Here is a 15,196-nt window from a genome sequence, read left to right as displayed (position 1 = left end):
GCTCTTCGCAGATGCAGCACGATGCGTCACCCCCGGAAAGCCCGCGGCACCCGGAACGAAAGCGGGCCCCGGCCATTCATTCGGCTTCACCACCAGGGAGATGGACGATGAGCGTTTTCGGCGCGATCAAGGACGCGATTTTCGGTCACAAGGACGAGGCCCCCACCCCCGCCCCCGCCCCGACCCCTACGCCGGCAGCTGCGCCGAAGCCCGCGCCTGCTGCGGCACCCGCCGCCCCCGCCGCTGCCGCGCCAAAGCCCGCGCCGACGCGCGCCGCGATCGAATCGGTGCTCGAGGATCGCGCCAAGGCGCGCGGCGAGACGCTCAACTACAAGAGCTCGATCGTCGACCTGATGAAGGCGCTGGGCATGGATTCGAGCCTGGAGAACCGCAAGAAGCTGGCCACCGAGCTCGGCTATACCGGCGACCAGAACGACAGCGCGACGATGAACATCTGGCTGCACGAAAAGACCATGGAACGTCTGCTGCGCTGATCCCCTTCCCCGGCTTCCGTCATCCTGAACGCGATGCAGGATGACGGTGGCTTTGGGGAGCCGATCTTGACCATGCCGCCGGGCGCATCTAGTGTATTAGACCAACAATACGCCCAGGAGATCGCCATGTCCGTCAAGGTCACCCTCGCTCTGATCGCCGCCGCCGCGCTGGCCGCGTGCGGCGATTCCGGCACCGGCACGAGCATCGCGATTAACACCGGCGACGGCAACATGGTCGCCGGGGTTGATGGCAACGGGCAGTTGGCGATCAACCTGCCGGGCGGCTTCGCCGGCAACGTCAAGCTGCCCAAGATGACGCTCAACGCCGACAATTTCGACATGAACGGCGTGCATCTGTTCCCCGGCTCGACGATCAGCGGGCTCAACGTGGATGCGAACGACAAGCAGAATGGCGGGCTGGTCCGCGTGACCTTCGCCAGCCCCGCCAGCCCGGGCACGGTGCGCGACTGGTTCTTCGAGAAACTGTCCAAACAGGCCGGTTTCCAGATCACCGCGAGCGGCGACGACCTGATCGGCACGACCGACGAGAACGAGCCGTTCCGCCTCGATCTCGCCCCCGACGGCGCCGACCGCTCGAAGGGCACGATCGTGATCGGCGGCTAAAGTCTGTTCGCGCGGGCGTCACCGCGATATGCCGGGGGGCATTTCTCACACGGACATCTTTCCTATGCTCGATTCCCCCGCCGCTCAGGTACCCGCGCTGTCGCTCCAGGACGAGGCCGCCGATCCCGCCGCCTTCGCCGCGGCGCTGGGCGGATCGTTCGAACGCTTCGGCTTCGCGGTGGTCGCCGATCACGGCATTCCAGACGAGCTGATTGAGCGCGCCTGGGCCGAGACCAAGGCGCTGTTCGACCTGCCCGACGACGAGAAGCGGTCCTATTATACGCCCGCGGGCGGCGGGCAGCGCGGCTATACGCCGTTCAAGACCGAGATCGCCAAGGGCGCCAGCGCAGTCGATCTCAAGGAATTCTGGCATGTCGGGCGCGACCTGCCGGCCGGCCACAAGTTCAGCGACGTGATGCCGCCCAATATCTGGCCGACGCGCCCCGAAGGTTTCCGTCCGGTGTTCGAGGAATTGTTCGCAGCGTTCGACAAGGCAGGCGACCGGCTGCTGTCGGCGATCGCGCGGCATCTGGGGCTCGATCCGCACTGGTTCGATCCGGCGGTGAAGGATGGCAATTCGATCCTGCGCCTGCTGCATTATCCGCCGATCCCCGCCGACGCGGAAGGCGTGCGCGCCGGCGCGCATGAGGACATCAACCTGATCACCTTGCTGCTCGGCGCCGAGGAAGCGGGGCTGGAACTGCTCGGCAGCGACGGCCAGTGGCTGGCGATCAAGCCGCCGGCCGGCGCGATGGTCGTCAATGTCGGCGACATGCTGCAGCGGCTGACAAATCACGTGCTGCCCTCTACCACGCACCGCGTGGTCAACCCGCCGCCCGAGCGGCGCGGCCATTCGCGCTATTCGATGCCGTTCTTCCTGCATCCCGCGCCCGATTTTCTGATCGAGACGCTGCCGCAGACGATTTCCGCGGCGAATCCGAACCGCTATCCCGCGCCGATCACGGCGCATGATTATCTGCACGAGCGGCTGGTCGAGATCGGGCTGGTCAAGAAGTGACCTGATCCTCCCCGGCACGGGGAGGTGGCAGCCGCAGGCTGACGGAGGGGGTGGGCCGGCGCCGCAACCGTAGCGTTGCCGGCCCACCCCCTCCACCAGCTTCGCTGGTCCCCCGCCCCGTGCCGGGGAGGAATTGCGTTGCGCTTCTGGCCCGGTTGCGGTTACCCGCCGCAAAAAGGGGCTTACCATGACCAAACCACTCCGTATCGCGCTGGCCGGGCTCGGCACTGTCGGGGCTGGCGTCGTGCGGCTGCTCGAGGCGAATGCCGCGCTGATCGCGCGGCGCGCCGGGCGCGGGATCGAGATCGTGGCGATTTCGGCGCGCGATCGCAGCAAGGATCGCGGCGTCGATCTGTCGCGCTTCGAATGGGTCGACGATACGACCGCGCTCGCCGCGCACCCGGACGCCGATGTGGTGGTCGAGCTGGTCGGTGGGTCGGACGGCCCGGCGCTGACGCTGGCGCGCGCGACGCTGAAGGCCGGCAAGGGCTTCGTCACCGCCAACAAGGCGATGATCGCGCATCACGGGCTGGAACTCGCGCGCGCCGCGGAAAGCGCCGGCGCGGCGCTGAAGTTCGAGGCGGCGGTGGCCGGCGGCATTCCGGTGATCAAGGGGCTGCGCGAAGGCATGGCGGCGAACGAGATCGCGCGCGTCTACGGCATCCTCAACGGCACGTGCAATTTCATCCTGTCGAAGATGGAGGCCGAAGGCCGCGATTTCGCGGACGTGCTGGCCGAGGCGCAGGCGCTGGGCTTTGCCGAGAGCGACCCGACCTTCGATATCGACGGCGTCGATGCGGCACACAAATTGGCGATCCTGGCGAGCATCGCGTTCGGCACGCAGCCCGCTTTCCCGCAGGTCGTGGCGAACGGCATCCGCCACGTGATCGCCGCCGACATCGCCGAGGCGGCGCAGCTCGGCTATCGCATCCGCCTGCTCGGCGTGGCGGAAGACGGGCCGCATGGCCTGTTCCAGCGCGTCCATCCGCATCTCGTGCCGGTCAGCCACCCGCTGGCGCACGTCACCGGCGCGACCAATGCGGTGGTGGCGGAAGGCAATTTCGTCGGCCGGCTGCTGTTCCAGGGCGCGGGCGCGGGCGACGGGCCGACCGCCTCCGCGGTGGTCGCCGACCTGATCGATATCGCACGCGGCGAATTTGGGCCGGCCTTCGCCATGCCCGCGGATTCGCTTGGCGAGCATCAGGCGGCGGACAGCGGCGAACGCCGCACGCGATCCTATGTCCGCTTCACGGTCGAGGACCGGGTCGGCGTGCTGGCCGAGATCGCCGCGGCGATGCGCGATGCCGGCGTGTCGATCGAGAGCCTGATCCAGCGCGGATCGGGCGCCGACGGCGCGGTGCTGGTGGCGATCGTCACGCACGAAGGCCCCGAACGCGCGGTGGCGCAGGCGCTGGAGCGGCTGCGCGGATCGCAGAGCCTGGTCGGGCAGCCGATGTGGATGCATATCCTGGGGTGAGCGGTGGGGGAAACCTTCCCCTTGCCTCCCCGGCGGAAGCCGGGGCCCAGTCGCGGAGGTCGATGTAACTGGGCGATGCACCAGCCAACTTCTGTTTCCCGACTGGGCCCCGGCTTCCGCCGGGCAAGCGAATAAGATGAGCGGTATTTACGGCAGCAACCGGCCCGTCGGCGCTTCGTCCAGCTGGATCGGCACGCGCCCGGTCTTGTCCGGCTTTTTGGCGAAGGCGCGTTTGGCGACATCGACCATGCCCATCACCATCGGCACGATCGGCGGGCCGAAGCCGACGGTGCAGCCTTCCATCCGAGTCGCGCACGGCGCGTCGTCCGCGGCCAGCGCGCCGCGGCCGGTCAGGTCGCGATTGGACGGCACCGGCCCGTCCGACACCACTTCATCGGGATAAGGCAATTTCTGCGACGGCACCGGCCGGGCGCAGACGATCACGTCGCCCTGCTTCGCCGCCGGGGTCTCCGCCGCATCGGCGGCATCCTCGGGCTTGAGCACGCACGGCTCGTTCGGCACGGACTCGAGGATCGACCAGGATTGCGCCTGCGGCTTGGTCGACACGATGGTCGCGGCCTGTGCCGCCAGGATAAGCAGGATCATGGCGCAAGGGCTGCGCCACGATCATGGCGATATTAAGGGGCGGGCCGGTAGCGGTTCCGCTTGTGGAGAGCCCCCTCCACCATTCGGCCGAAGTAGCCGAATGGTCCCCCTCCCCGTGCCGGGGAGGATTATTGGATCTTCGCGACGCCGAGCGCCGGAATGTCGATCGCCGGGCAGCGATCCATCACCACCTGCAGCCCGGCCGCTTCGGCGCGCGCCGCCGCCTCGTGGTTGATCACGCCCAGCTGCATCCACACTGCCTTGGCGCCGATCGCGATCGCCTGATCGACCGCCTCGCCCGCCGCAGCCGAATTGCGGAATATATCGACGATATCGATCGGATCGCCGAGCTGCGCCAGTTCGCGGAACACGAACTCGCCGTGCAGATGCTCGCCGGTGATCTGCGGATTGACCGGGATCACGCGGTAGCCGTGATCCTGTAGCGTCTTCATCACGCGGTAGGACGGGCGATCGGGGCGGTCCGAGGCACCGACCAGGGCGATGGTCCGCGCGCCTTCGAGGAGCGTCTTGATCTCGGTATCGCTGGTCAGGGGCATGGTTGGTCCTTTGCGATGGTCAGGCAGCGCGCATCCACGCATCGACGCGCACCGCGACTTCCCTGAACGCCCCCGCTTCGGCGGCGTTCCCGGCATCCGAGGCGGTGCGGATCGCGATATCGAGCGGGATGCGCCCGAGGAACGGGATGCCGAGCTCCCCCGCCGCCGTCTCCGCCCCGCCCTTGCCGAACGGATCGGAGAGCTCGCCGCAATGCGGGCAGGCATAGCCGGCCATATTCTCGATCAGCCCGATGATCGGCACGCCGGCCTTGCGGAACAGGTCGATCGCCCGCTTGGCATCGATCAGCGACAGATCCTGCGGCGTCGAGACGATCACCGCGCCGGCGGGCTTGTGCTTCTGCACCATGGTCAGCTGGATATCGCCAGTGCCGGGCGGCATATCGACCACCAACGTATCGGCATCGCCCCAATTGGCGACGATCAACTGGGTCAGTGCGCCCGCCGCCATCGGCCCGCGCCACGCGATCGCCTGATCGGCCGGCACCAACTGCCCCATCGACAGCAGCCCGATGCCGTGCGGCGTCGGCACCGGATCGAGCAATTTGTCGGTTGCCTGCGGGCGGCTGCCCTCGACGCCCATCAATTTGGGCTGCGACGGGCCGTAGATATCGGCATCGACCAGCCCGACCTTGCGGCCCAGCGCCTGCAGCCCGAGCGCGAGATTGGCCGAGACGGTGGACTTGCCCACCCCGCCCTTGCCGCTGGCGACGGCGATGATGCGCCGCGTGGTGCGCTGTGCGGTTTGCGCGATCCGCACCGTGGCGATGCCCGGTACCGCCGACGCGGCGGCGCGCACCGCCGCCTCCAGCGCGTCGCCGCCGGCGGCGTCCAGCCCGGTCACGTCGAGGATGATGCTCGCGCGATCGCCATCGATCCGGATGGTAGCGCGCTGGCCGGCGATCGGCTCGAGCGCGGCGTTCAGTGTAACTTCTTGTGTCATTGTCGCGCAGATAGGCGTGCCGACGCCGCTTGCCACTGTTTTTGTGAACGCTTCCTACCTATAAAGATGGCATGACGATCCTCACCGGCTGGCTCCAGCGCTTCACTATCCTCAATGCCGATGCGCCGAAGAGCCCGTGGGGCAATGGCCCCAATGGCAATTCCGGTAACGATGGAGGCCCGCGCAACCCCTGGGCCGTGCCGCCGGGCAGCCCGCGCGGCGGCGCCAAACCGACCGCGCTCGACGAATTCCTGCGCCGTGCACGTGGCGGCGGGGGGGGCGGCGGCGGCAATGGCGGCGGCGGTTTCTCCGGCATGCCGGGCGCGCCCAATGCCCGCTCGCTCTGGGCGATCGGCGTCGGCCTGATCTTCGCGGTGTGGATCCTGTTCACCAGCTTCCACCAGATCGGCCCGCAACAGCGCGGCGTGGTGACCTTCTTCGGCGCCTATTCGGGCACGCTGGAGCCGGGCATCCGCCTGACGCTGCCGGCGCCGTTCAACGCGGTGACGAAGGTGGACGTGCAGCAGATCAACACCGACGACTTTCCTGCCGGACAGGGCGGCAGCGGCGAGAACCTCGTGCTGACATCCGACCAGAACATCATCGACCTGGCCTATTCGGTGCGCTGGCAGATCGTGAACGCGCAGGATTATGCGTTCCAGATCGCCAACCCGCGCGAGACGGTACGCGCGACGGCGGAAAGTGCGATGCGCGCGGCGATCGCCACGACCTCGCTCGACGATGCGATCGGCTCGGGCCGCGGTGTGGTCGAGACGCGCGTGCAGCAGATCATGCAGGAAGTGCTCGACAGCTATAATGCCGGCGTGCGCATCCAGGGCGTGTCGATCAAGCAGAGCCAGGCGCCCGAGGCGGTGATCGACGATTTCAAGGCGGTCAGCGCGGCGCAGCAGGCCGCTGTCGGCAATATCAACGCCGCGCGCGGCTATGCCGCGCAGACCCTGGCCTATGCACAGGGCGAGGCGACGTCGTTCGACAAGGTCTATGAGCAATATCGCCTGGCGCCCGAAGTGACGCGCCGCCGCATGTATTACGAGACGATGGAAGGCGTGCTGGCGAAGAGCGACAAGACGATCATCGAAGCGCCCGGCGTGGTGCCGTACCTGCCGCTCAACGGCGCCGCCGCGCGCCGCCTGCCCGATGCCGTGCCCGAGGCGACCCCGGCGCCCGCCCGGCAACCCGCCCCGGCCGCAGGAGCCGCCCAGTGAAGACTCTGTTCCGCAATCCCATCGCCGCCGGCATCGTCGCTCTGCTCGTGCTGATCCTGATCTTCAGCACCGCGAGCATCGTGCCCGAAACCAAGCAGGTCGTGATCCTGCGGCTGGAAAACCCCTATCGCACGGTCAATCGCTGGCAGCCCGGCCAGCCGTTCGGCGCGACCGGCGCGGGGATGATCTTCCGCCTGCCGTTCCTCGACCGGCTGATCTGGATCGACAAGCGCGTGCTCGATGTCGAGCTGCAGGACACGCAGGTGCTCTCGACCGACCAGCTGCGCCTGTCGGTCGACGCGTTCGCCCGCTTCCGCGTGGTCGATCCGCTCAAGGCCGTCGTCTCGACCGGCAGTGCCAGCGACACCGAGCAGCGCGTGATCGCGCAGCTCAGCCCGCTGCTCGGCTCGGCGCTGCGCAACGAGCTCGGCAAGCGGCCGTTCGCCGCCTTGCTCAGCCCCGAGCGTGGCCAGGTGATGGACAATATCCAGGCCGGGCTGCAGCGCCAGGCGAGCCAGTATGGCGTGCAGATCGTCGACGTGCGGATCAAGCGCGCCGACCTGCCGACCGGCAGCCCGCTGGAAAGCGCGCTGCAGCGGATGCGCACTGCGCGGCAGCAGGAATCGGCGACGATCACCGCGCGTGGCCAGCAACAGGCGCAGATCATCCGCGCCGAGGCCGACGCCAATGCCGCCAAGATCTACGCCGAGGCGTTCAACAAGGATCCGCAATTCTACGATTTCTATCGTGCGATGCAGTCCTACCGCTACACGTTCGGCACCAACAATGACGGCAAGCCGCGTGGTTCCACCGCGCTGGTCCTGTCGCCCAACAATGCCTATCTTCGCGAATTCCAGGGCCGCGACCGCTAAGATTTTCGCAGCCGATATTGTCGGTCCGTTCATATTCAATCGCCGTTCAGCAAGCGACCGTCACAGAAGCGGCATTGCGTCCCGGCATTCGAGAGGAAGATATCCACGTGCGTTATGCTTACGCTATCACTGGTGCCCTGCTGCTGAGCGGCACCGCCGCCACCATGATCTATCAGCCCCAGGCCAGCGCACAGACCGCGCAGAACGAGCCGGGCGCGATCCAGGCTGCCGCGCCCAAGGCCGGCGCGCCGATGAGCTTTGCCGACATGGTCGCCAAGCTGCAGCCGGCGGTGGTCAACATCTCGACCAAGCAGACCATCGTCCAGCAGCAGCAGGCCAATCCGTTCGCCGGCACGCCGTTCGGCGACCTGTTCGGCGGTGGCCAGAACGGCGCCCCGGTCAAGCGCGAGGGCGCGTCCTTGGGCTCGGGCTTCCTGATCTCGCATGACGGCTATGTCGTAACCAATGCGCATGTGATCAGCCCCGGTGCGCGCGGCGCGACGGTCAATTCGATCGCCGTCACGCTGTCGAACAACAAGGAATATGTCGCGCGGGTGATCGGCCAGGATCGCGAATCCGATCTGGCGCTGCTCAAGATCGATGCGACCGGCCTGCCGTTCGTGCGCTTCGGCGATTCGGGCGGCGCGCGCGTCGGCGATTGGGTGCTGGCGATCGGCGAGCCGTTCGGCCTCGGCGGCACGGTGACCGCCGGGATCATCTCGGCGATCAACCGCGTCACCGGCCAGGGCGGCGCCTATGACCGCTTCATCCAGACCGATGCCTCGATCAACCAGGGCAATTCCGGCGGGCCGATGTTCGATCTGAACGGCAACGTCATCGGCGTAAACAGCCAGATCTTCTCGCAGACCGGCGGCAATATCGGCATCGGCTTCGCCATTCCGGCGGCCACCGCCAAGCCGATCATCGACACGTTCATGAAAGGCGGCACGATCAGTCGCGGCTATCTTGGCGTGACGCTGGGCGGGGCGATCGGCGACGATGCCGCCGCGGCGCTCGGCATCGCCAAGAACCAGGGCGAGCTGATCGCCGGGGTCGAGCCGAGCGGCCCGGCGGCCAAGGCCGGCCTGCGCGCCGGCGACGTGGTGACCAAGGTCAACGGCGTCGCGGTGACGCCGGATTCGACCCTGTCCTATCTCGTCTCCAACGTGAAGCCGGGCCAGGCGGCACGGCTCGAGGTGCTGCGCGACGGCCGCGCGATGACGCTCAACGCCACCGTGGTGGCGCGCCCGGCGGCGGAGAAACTCGCCGCGCTGGTCAATGGCGGCAGCGACGATGGCGGGTTCGGCAAGGACGGCGACGACGATTCGGCGACGGCCGTGCCGGCGACCGGCAACGTGCTGGGCCTCACCGTCCAGCCGATGACGCCGGGCATCGCCCGCGCGGTCGGCGTGGACGCGCAGACGCAGGGCGTGGTGATCGCCGCGGTCGATCCGGGCAGCGATGCGGCGCAGAAGCTGAAGCGCGGCGACGTGGTCACCGCGGTCAACAGCACGCCGGTGCGCACGCAGGCCGAACTGGTCGCGGCGGTCAACGCCGCCAAGGCGGCGGGCCGCCCGCAGGTGCTGCTGCTGGTGCAGCGCGCCAGCCCGGTCAAGGCGTTCGTGCCGGTCAAGATCAAGCAGTAAGTCACCGCCTGCCAAGTGGTTCTACAGCATCGCCCCGGACTGGTTCCGGGGCGATTTTGTTTGTCCGCCCCCCCCAATCAACCGCCGTCATCCTGAACTCGATTCAGGATCCATCGTGCCTCATGTCCGATCGTCCCTGTTGCACGATGGATCCTGACATTCGTCAGGATGACGGGGTGTGGGGGCGTTGCTCTGCATCAACAAGGCCATTTCCTCGTTCCGGCAAACGCGCGATAAGCGCGGCCATCAAGCAGGAGCGATCATGGCGGACGGACCCATTTTCATCGGCCCAATCTTCATCGGCAGCGGCCCCGGTGGCGAGCATCCCCAACAGCTCGAACTCAAGCGCGCCAACCGCCACGGCCTGATCGCGGGCGCGACCGGCACCGGCAAGACGGTGACGCTGCAGGGCATCATCGAGGGCTTTTCCGCGCGCGGCGTGCCGTGCTTCGTCGCCGACGTGAAGGGCGACCTTTCCGGTCTCGCCATGGCCGGCTCACCGCTCGCCAAGAGCCACGCGATCTTCGCCGCGCGCGCCGCGGAGATCGGCGACACCGACTGGTCCTATGCCGACAATCCGGTGCAGTTCTGGGATCTGTATGGCGAGCAGGGCCATCCGATCCGCACCACCGTCAGCGAAACGGGGCCGTTGCTGCTCGCGCGGCTGCTCGATCTCAACGAGGTGCAGGAAGGCGTGCTCAACATCGCGTTCCACGTCGCCGACCAGGACGGGCTGCTGCTGCTCGATCTCGACGATCTGCAGGCAATGCTGGTCCATTGCGGCGAGCGCGCGGCCGAGCTGACCACCACCTATGGCAATGTCTCCAAGCCGAGCCTGGGGACGATCCAGCGCGCGCTGCTGCAGCTCCGCAGTCAGGGCGCCGATCACTTCTTCGGCGAGCCGGCGCTCGATCTCGACGATTTCATCGGCGTGGACGATACCGGCCGCGGCATCGTCAACATCCTCGCCGCCGACAAATTGATGGCCAGCCCCAAGCTCTATTCGACCTTCCTGCTGTGGCTGATGAGCGAATTGTTCGAGCATCTCCCCGAGATCGGCGATCCCGACAAGCCGACGCTCTGCTTCTTCTTCGACGAGGCGCATCTGCTGTTCGACGAGGCGCCCAAGGCGTTGCTCGAGAAGATCGAGCAGGTCGTGCGGCTGATCCGATCGAAGGGCGTCGGCATCTATTTCATCACGCAGAACCCGATCGACATCCCCGACACCGTCGCCGGACAGCTCGGCAACCGCGTGCAGCATGCGCTGCGCGCGTTCACGCCGCGCGACCAGGCGGCGGTCAAATCGGCGGCGACCACGTTCCGCGCCAATCCTGGTATCGATGTCGAGACCGCGATCACCGAACTCAAGGTCGGCGAAGCGCTGGTTTCGCTCTTGCTGCCGGATGGCGCCCCCTCCCCGGTCGAGCGCACGCTGATCAAGCCGCCGCGCAGCCGCGTCGGGCCGGTCACGCCGGTCGAGCGCGGCGTGCTGATCCAGACCGATCCGATCGGTGACAAATACGATGCGTTGGTCGATCGCGAATCGGCCGAGGAACTGCTGGCAGGCAAGGCCGCGGAGGCCAAGGCGGCCGCCGCCGAAGCCAAGGCGCAAACCGAGGCGGACAAGGCCGCCGCGCTGCAGGCCAAGGACGACGCCAAGGCCGCGCGCGAAGCGGAACGCCAGCGGCTCGCCGACCAGCGCGAGGCGGACCGCCAGGCGCGGCTCGCCGCGCAGGCGGAGAAAGCGGTGGAACGCGAGGCGGCAAACTCCCCCTGGAACCGCGCCGTCACCTCGGCGACGCGCAGCGTCTCCTCGGCGGTGGGGCGAAGCGTCGCCAATGAAGTGACGAAGGCGGTGTTCGGCTCGTCGCGCAGCAAGGCCGGCGGGATCGTCGGCGGCCTGGTGCGCGGCGTGCTGGGCGGGCTGTTCCGGGGGCGGTAGCATTCCCCCCTCCCTGCAAGGGAGGGGCCGGGGGTGGGTCGATGCACGCGCTACGGTGCGCGACGGGATCCGCGCCTGCTACCCACCGGGACGCCACCCACCCCCTACCCCTCCCCCTCCCTTGCAGGGAGGGGGGATTCTCAGGCCACGCCAGTCGCCCTCACCCTCCCACCGCTTGCGCGGCGGGCCCCTCCCTCTCCCGATGGGAGAGGTGTATGGGTGTCCAAACTTCTCAAGGAATCAGCTTCATGACCTTCGACAGCGCCCCGCAAACCGACTGGAACGCCGTGGGCGAAGCCGAGCTCGCCGACGTGATTGAGCTGCGCCGCGCGATCCATGCCGATCCGGAAGTCGGGCTGCACTGCCCGCGCACCGCCGACAAGATCCGCGCCGCGCTCGCCGGGCTGCCGCTCGAGATCCGCACCAGCACCTCGACCACCGGGCTGATCGCGATCCTGCGCGGTGGGCGCGACAATGGCCGGACCGTATTGCTGCGCGGCGATCACGATGCGCTGCCGATGCAGGAGGAAACCGGCCTGCCCTTCGCCAGCACGGTGCCGGGCGCGATGCACGCCTGCGGGCATGATTCGCACACCGCCATGCTGGTTGGCGCGGCGCGGGCGCTGAGCGCGCGGCGCGAGGACCTCCCCGGCACGATCGTGTTCATGTTCCAGCCCGGCGAAGAGGGCTATCACGGCGCGCGCTTCATGATCGAGGACGGGTTGCTTGCCGATCCCGCGCCGGAAGCCGCCTTTGCGCTGCACATCTCGCCCAACATGCCGGCCGGCACGTTCGTCAGCCGCAACGGGCCGCTGCTCGCCTCGACCGACGCGATCAACATCACGGTGCACGGCCGCGGCGGGCATGCCGCGATGCCGCACGATTGCCTCGATCCGATCCCGGTGGCGTGCGAGATCGTCACTGCGCTGAGCAGCTTCATCGCGCGACAGATCGCGGTTACCGATCCTGCCGTGCTGTCGATCACCAAGATCGAGGCGGGATCAGCCTATAATATCGTGCCCGAGCGCGTCGAGATGAAGGGGACGCTGCGCACGCTGAGCCACGCCACGCGCGAACAGGCGCGCGCCGGGATAGCCCGGCTGGTCGAGCATATCGCGCTGGCGCATGGCTGCACCGCCGAGCTGCGCATCGACGAAGGCTATCCGGTGACCGAGAACGATCCCCGCGCCGTCGCCATGATCCGCGCCGTCGCCGAGCGGATCAGCGCGTACCAAACGATGCCCGCGCCGATGATGGGCGGCGAGGATTTTTCCTATGTGCTGCGCGAGATTCCGGGGGCGATGGCGTTCGTCGGCGTGGCGCCGGAGGGTACCGACCCACGCACCAATCCGCCGCTGCACAATACCAAGATGACGATCCGCGAGGACGTGATGGCCAAGGGCGTGGCAATGCATTGTGCGCTGGCCGAGCGGTTCCTGAACCACGGCTTCGATTGAGCGGCGCGCGACGCTTCCCCTCTAGCGCTTCCCCGGCGAAGGCCGGGGCCCAGTCACGGAACGGTGATTAGCTAGCGCTGCGCATCGTCACCTGCGCCGTCGCTCCTGGGCCCCGGCCTTCGCCGGGGAACGGCTAAAGGAGCGCGCCACGCGCCCGAGATCGCTAATTCCGCTATCCACCTTTCGTCAGCTTATGCCACGATAGCCGCACGCCTTTCCGGAGACCTCGTTTCATGGCCACTGCGCCCGTTCCCCCTCGCCCGCTTGCCGAACTGACGCTGCGCGGGGTCATCCTCGGCGCGTTGATCACGATGCTGTTCACCGCCGCCAACGTCTATCTCGGGCTGAAAATCGGCCTGACCTTCGCAACCTCGATCCCGGCGGCGGTGATCTCGATGGCGATCCTGCGCTTCTTCAAGGGCGCCAACATCCTCGAGAACAATATCGTGCAGACGATCGCCTCGGCGGCGGGCACGCTGGCGGCGATCATCTTCGTGCTGCCGGGGCTGATCCTGGTCGGCTGGTGGCAGGGCTTTCCGTTCTGGACCACGGCGTTCGTCTGCATGCTCGGCGGCATCCTGGGCGTGATGCTGTCGGTGCCGCTGCGCCGCGCGCTGGTGACCGGATCGGACCTGCCCTATCCCGAAGGCGTCGCCGCCGCCGAAGTGCTGAAGGTCGGCACGGCGGGCGCCGCGGGCGATACCGAGAATGCCCGCGGCCTGCGCGTCATCATCCTCGCCGCATTGGCTTCGGCCGGCTTCGCCCTGCTCGCCGCCGCCAAGCTGGTTGCGGCGGAAGCGGCCCGCAACTTCAAGATCGGCGCGAGCGCGACCGGCGTGTCGACGAGCTTTTCGATGGCGCTGATCGGCGTCGGCCATCTCGTCGGCATCTCGGTCGGCGCGGCGATGTTCGTCGGCATGCTGATCGCCTGGGCCGGGCTGATGCCCTATCTCACCGCCGGGATGCCGGGCGATGTCGATACGATCGTCGGCGCGGTGTTCCGCAGCGACGTGCGCTTCATCGGCGCGGGCACGATCGGCATCGCCGCGATCTGGTCGCTGGTGCGCATCCTCGGGCCGATCGCCGGCGGGATCCGATCGGCGATGGCCGCGTCGCGCGCGCGCGCTGGCGGCTCCGTGCTGGAGCTGACCGAGCGCGATCTGCCGATCGGCATCGTCGGCGCGGCCATCCTGCTCACGCTGCCGCCGATCGCCTGGCTGCTCTATACCTTTTCGGCCGGCGGGCCGGTGCACGATTTCCCGCTCGCGGTGATCGGCGGCACGGTGCTGTACGTGCTGGTGATCGGCGTGCTGATCGCCGCAGTGTGCGGCTATATGGCCGGGCTGATCGGCGCGTCCAACTCGCCCGTCTCGGGCGTCGGCATCCTCGCGGTGCTTGGCGCGTCGCTGCTGCTGGTCGCGGTGTTCGGGCATGATGCCGATCCCGCGCGGACCAATGCGCTGATCGCCTATGCGCTGTTCACCACCGCGATCGTGTTTTCGATCGCGACGATCTCGAACGACAATCTGCAGGATCTGAAGACCGGCCAACTGGTCGGTGCGACGCCGTGGAAGCAGCAGGTCGCGCTGGTCATCGGGGTCATGTTCGGCTCGCTGGTCATCCCGCTGGTGCTCAACCTGCTGAAGGATTCGTTCGGCTTTGTCGGCATGCCCGGCGCCGGGCCCAATGCGCTCTCCGCCCCGCAGGCGGCGCTGATCTCCAGCCTGGCCAAGGGCGTGCTGGGCGGCGATCTCAACTGGAACCTGCTTGGCTTCGGCGCGCTGATCGGCATCGTGGTGATCGCGATCGACGAACTGCTCGGCCGCAGCGGCAAGTTCCGCCTGCCGCCGCTGGCCGTCGGCATGGGCATCTATCTGCCGATGTCGCTGACGCTGCTGATCCCGATCGGCGCGCTGATCGGCCATTATTACGAGCGCCGCGCCAAGCGGGCGGCCAATCCGGAATTTGCGCAGCGCATGGGCGTGCTCGCGGCGACCGGGCTGATCGTCGGCGAGAGCCTGTTCGGGGTGGGCTTTGCCGGGGTCATTGCGGCGCGCGGCGGGCAGGTGCCGGCAGGCGTGGGCGAGAGCTTTGCGGGTTGGGCCGAGCTGGCCGCGCCAGTCGTGTTCGTGCTGCTGATCGTGTGGCTGTACCGGCGGACGATCGCGCTGGCGAAGTAACGCCCCCCGCCCGTCATCCTGACGAAAGTCAGGATCCATCGCGCCTCATGCTCGATCGTCCAAGAGGCGAAATGGATCCTGAATCGAGTTCAGGATGACGGTCGTGGGTGGGGAGGGTCGTAGCCACTCCCCAACG

Annotated in this window: 13 protein-coding genes; 10 read left to right on the top strand and 3 right to left on the bottom strand. The window is 67.9% G+C overall.

Going from position 1 to position 15,196, the window contains the following annotated elements; translation table 11 throughout:
* Nucleotides 1–107: 107 nt before the first annotated feature.
* From NV401_RS16930 to NV401_RS16915, 4 genes are all read left to right on the top strand, one after another.
* Nucleotides 108–494: a DUF3597 domain-containing protein gene (locus NV401_RS16930; protein ID WP_261295630.1), complete on the top strand. Its 387-nt coding sequence runs from the start codon at nt 108–110 to the stop codon at nt 492–494.
* 126 nt (nt 495–620) lie between these two features.
* On the top strand, nt 621–1,118 hold the full coding sequence (locus NV401_RS16925; protein ID WP_261295629.1) for a hypothetical protein: 498 nt from the start codon (nt 621–623) through the stop codon (nt 1,116–1,118).
* Nucleotides 1,119–1,182: 64 nt separating this feature from the next.
* Nucleotides 1,183–2,136 (top strand): isopenicillin N synthase family dioxygenase, encoded by a 954-nt coding sequence (locus NV401_RS16920; RefSeq protein WP_261295628.1) that lies wholly within the window; start codon nt 1,183–1,185, stop codon nt 2,134–2,136.
* 187 nt (nt 2,137–2,323) lie between these two features.
* Complete coding sequence (locus NV401_RS16915; protein WP_261295627.1) at nt 2,324–3,613, top strand: homoserine dehydrogenase; 1,290 nt, start codon at nt 2,324–2,326, stop codon at nt 3,611–3,613.
* A gap of 147 nt (nt 3,614–3,760) precedes the next feature.
* Here the strand turns inward: NV401_RS16915 and NV401_RS16910 are convergent, their stop codons facing one another.
* From NV401_RS16910 to NV401_RS16900, 3 genes are all read right to left on the bottom strand, one after another.
* Nucleotides 3,761–4,219 (bottom strand): hypothetical protein, encoded by a 459-nt coding sequence (locus tag NV401_RS16910; protein ID WP_261295626.1) that lies wholly within the window; start codon nt 4,217–4,219, stop codon nt 3,761–3,763.
* A gap of 128 nt (nt 4,220–4,347) precedes the next feature.
* Nucleotides 4,348–4,776 carry a CoA-binding protein gene (locus tag NV401_RS16905; RefSeq protein ID WP_261295625.1) on the bottom strand — a complete coding sequence of 143 codons (429 nt, stop codon included), beginning with the start codon at nt 4,774–4,776 and terminating at the stop codon, nt 4,348–4,350.
* A 19-nt stretch (nt 4,777–4,795) separates the two neighbouring features.
* Nucleotides 4,796–5,737 carry an Mrp/NBP35 family ATP-binding protein gene (locus NV401_RS16900; protein WP_261295624.1) on the bottom strand — a complete coding sequence of 314 codons (942 nt, stop codon included), beginning with the start codon at nt 5,735–5,737 and terminating at the stop codon, nt 4,796–4,798.
* 71 nt (nt 5,738–5,808) lie between these two features.
* On the opposite strand from NV401_RS16900, the gene hflK reads away from it, so the two are divergent.
* From hflK to NV401_RS16870, 6 genes are all read left to right on the top strand, one after another.
* Nucleotides 5,809–6,963, top strand: a complete 1,155-nt coding sequence (gene hflK / locus NV401_RS16895) for a protease modulator HflK (RefSeq protein WP_261295623.1) — start codon at nt 5,809–5,811, stop codon at nt 6,961–6,963.
* Nucleotides 6,960–7,835 (top strand): protease modulator HflC, encoded by an 876-nt coding sequence (gene hflC / locus NV401_RS16890; protein WP_261295622.1) that lies wholly within the window; start codon nt 6,960–6,962, stop codon nt 7,833–7,835. The genes hflK and hflC overlap by 4 nt, the downstream gene beginning before the upstream one ends.
* A 107-nt stretch (nt 7,836–7,942) precedes the next feature.
* The gene (locus NV401_RS16885) at nt 7,943–9,481 is read left to right on the top strand and encodes a Do family serine endopeptidase (RefSeq protein ID WP_261295621.1); all 1,539 of its coding nucleotides are present in this window, start codon (nt 7,943–7,945) and stop codon (nt 9,479–9,481) included.
* Between the two features lie 262 nt (nt 9,482–9,743).
* On the top strand, nt 9,744–11,423 hold the full coding sequence (locus NV401_RS16880) for a DUF853 domain-containing protein (protein ID WP_261295620.1): 1,680 nt from the start codon (nt 9,744–9,746) through the stop codon (nt 11,421–11,423).
* Nucleotides 11,424–11,671: 248 nt separating this feature from the next.
* Nucleotides 11,672–12,880 carry a M20 metallopeptidase family protein gene (locus NV401_RS16875; protein WP_261295619.1) on the top strand — a complete coding sequence of 403 codons (1,209 nt, stop codon included), beginning with the start codon at nt 11,672–11,674 and terminating at the stop codon, nt 12,878–12,880.
* A 233-nt stretch (nt 12,881–13,113) separates the two neighbouring features.
* On the top strand, nt 13,114–15,060 hold the full coding sequence (locus NV401_RS16870) for an OPT family oligopeptide transporter (protein WP_261295618.1): 1,947 nt from the start codon (nt 13,114–13,116) through the stop codon (nt 15,058–15,060).
* Nucleotides 15,061–15,196 lie beyond the last annotated feature (136 nt).

Origin of the sequence: Sphingomonas hylomeconis (genome assembly GCF_025370105.1) — a bacterium.
Lineage (GTDB): Bacteria > Pseudomonadota > Alphaproteobacteria > Sphingomonadales > Sphingomonadaceae > Sphingomonas > Sphingomonas hylomeconis.
This window is presented reverse-complemented; position numbering and strand designations above follow the sequence as displayed.

What these genes read in the sequence shown, in the direction of transcription:
- NV401_RS16905 (WP_261295625.1), bottom strand. Translation starts at nt 4,776, where the DNA reads ATGCCCCTGACCAGCGATACCGAGATCAAGACGCTCCTCGAAGGCGCG.
- NV401_RS16880 (WP_261295620.1), top strand. Translation starts at nt 9,744, where the DNA reads ATGGCGGACGGACCCATTTTCATCGGCCCAATCTTCATCGGCAGCGGC.
- NV401_RS16900 (WP_261295624.1), bottom strand. Translation starts at nt 5,737, where the DNA reads ATGACACAAGAAGTTACACTGAACGCCGCGCTCGAGCCGATCGCCGGC.
- hflK (WP_261295623.1), top strand. Translation starts at nt 5,809, where the DNA reads ATGACGATCCTCACCGGCTGGCTCCAGCGCTTCACTATCCTCAATGCC.
- NV401_RS16915 (WP_261295627.1), top strand. Translation starts at nt 2,324, where the DNA reads ATGACCAAACCACTCCGTATCGCGCTGGCCGGGCTCGGCACTGTCGGG.
- NV401_RS16930 (WP_261295630.1), top strand. Translation starts at nt 108, where the DNA reads ATGAGCGTTTTCGGCGCGATCAAGGACGCGATTTTCGGTCACAAGGAC.
- NV401_RS16870 (WP_261295618.1), top strand. Translation starts at nt 13,114, where the DNA reads ATGGCCACTGCGCCCGTTCCCCCTCGCCCGCTTGCCGAACTGACGCTG.
- NV401_RS16925 (WP_261295629.1), top strand. Translation starts at nt 621, where the DNA reads ATGTCCGTCAAGGTCACCCTCGCTCTGATCGCCGCCGCCGCGCTGGCC.
- NV401_RS16875 (WP_261295619.1), top strand. Translation starts at nt 11,672, where the DNA reads ATGACCTTCGACAGCGCCCCGCAAACCGACTGGAACGCCGTGGGCGAA.
- NV401_RS16920 (WP_261295628.1), top strand. Translation starts at nt 1,183, where the DNA reads ATGCTCGATTCCCCCGCCGCTCAGGTACCCGCGCTGTCGCTCCAGGAC.
- NV401_RS16910 (WP_261295626.1), bottom strand. Translation starts at nt 4,219, where the DNA reads ATGATCCTGCTTATCCTGGCGGCACAGGCCGCGACCATCGTGTCGACC.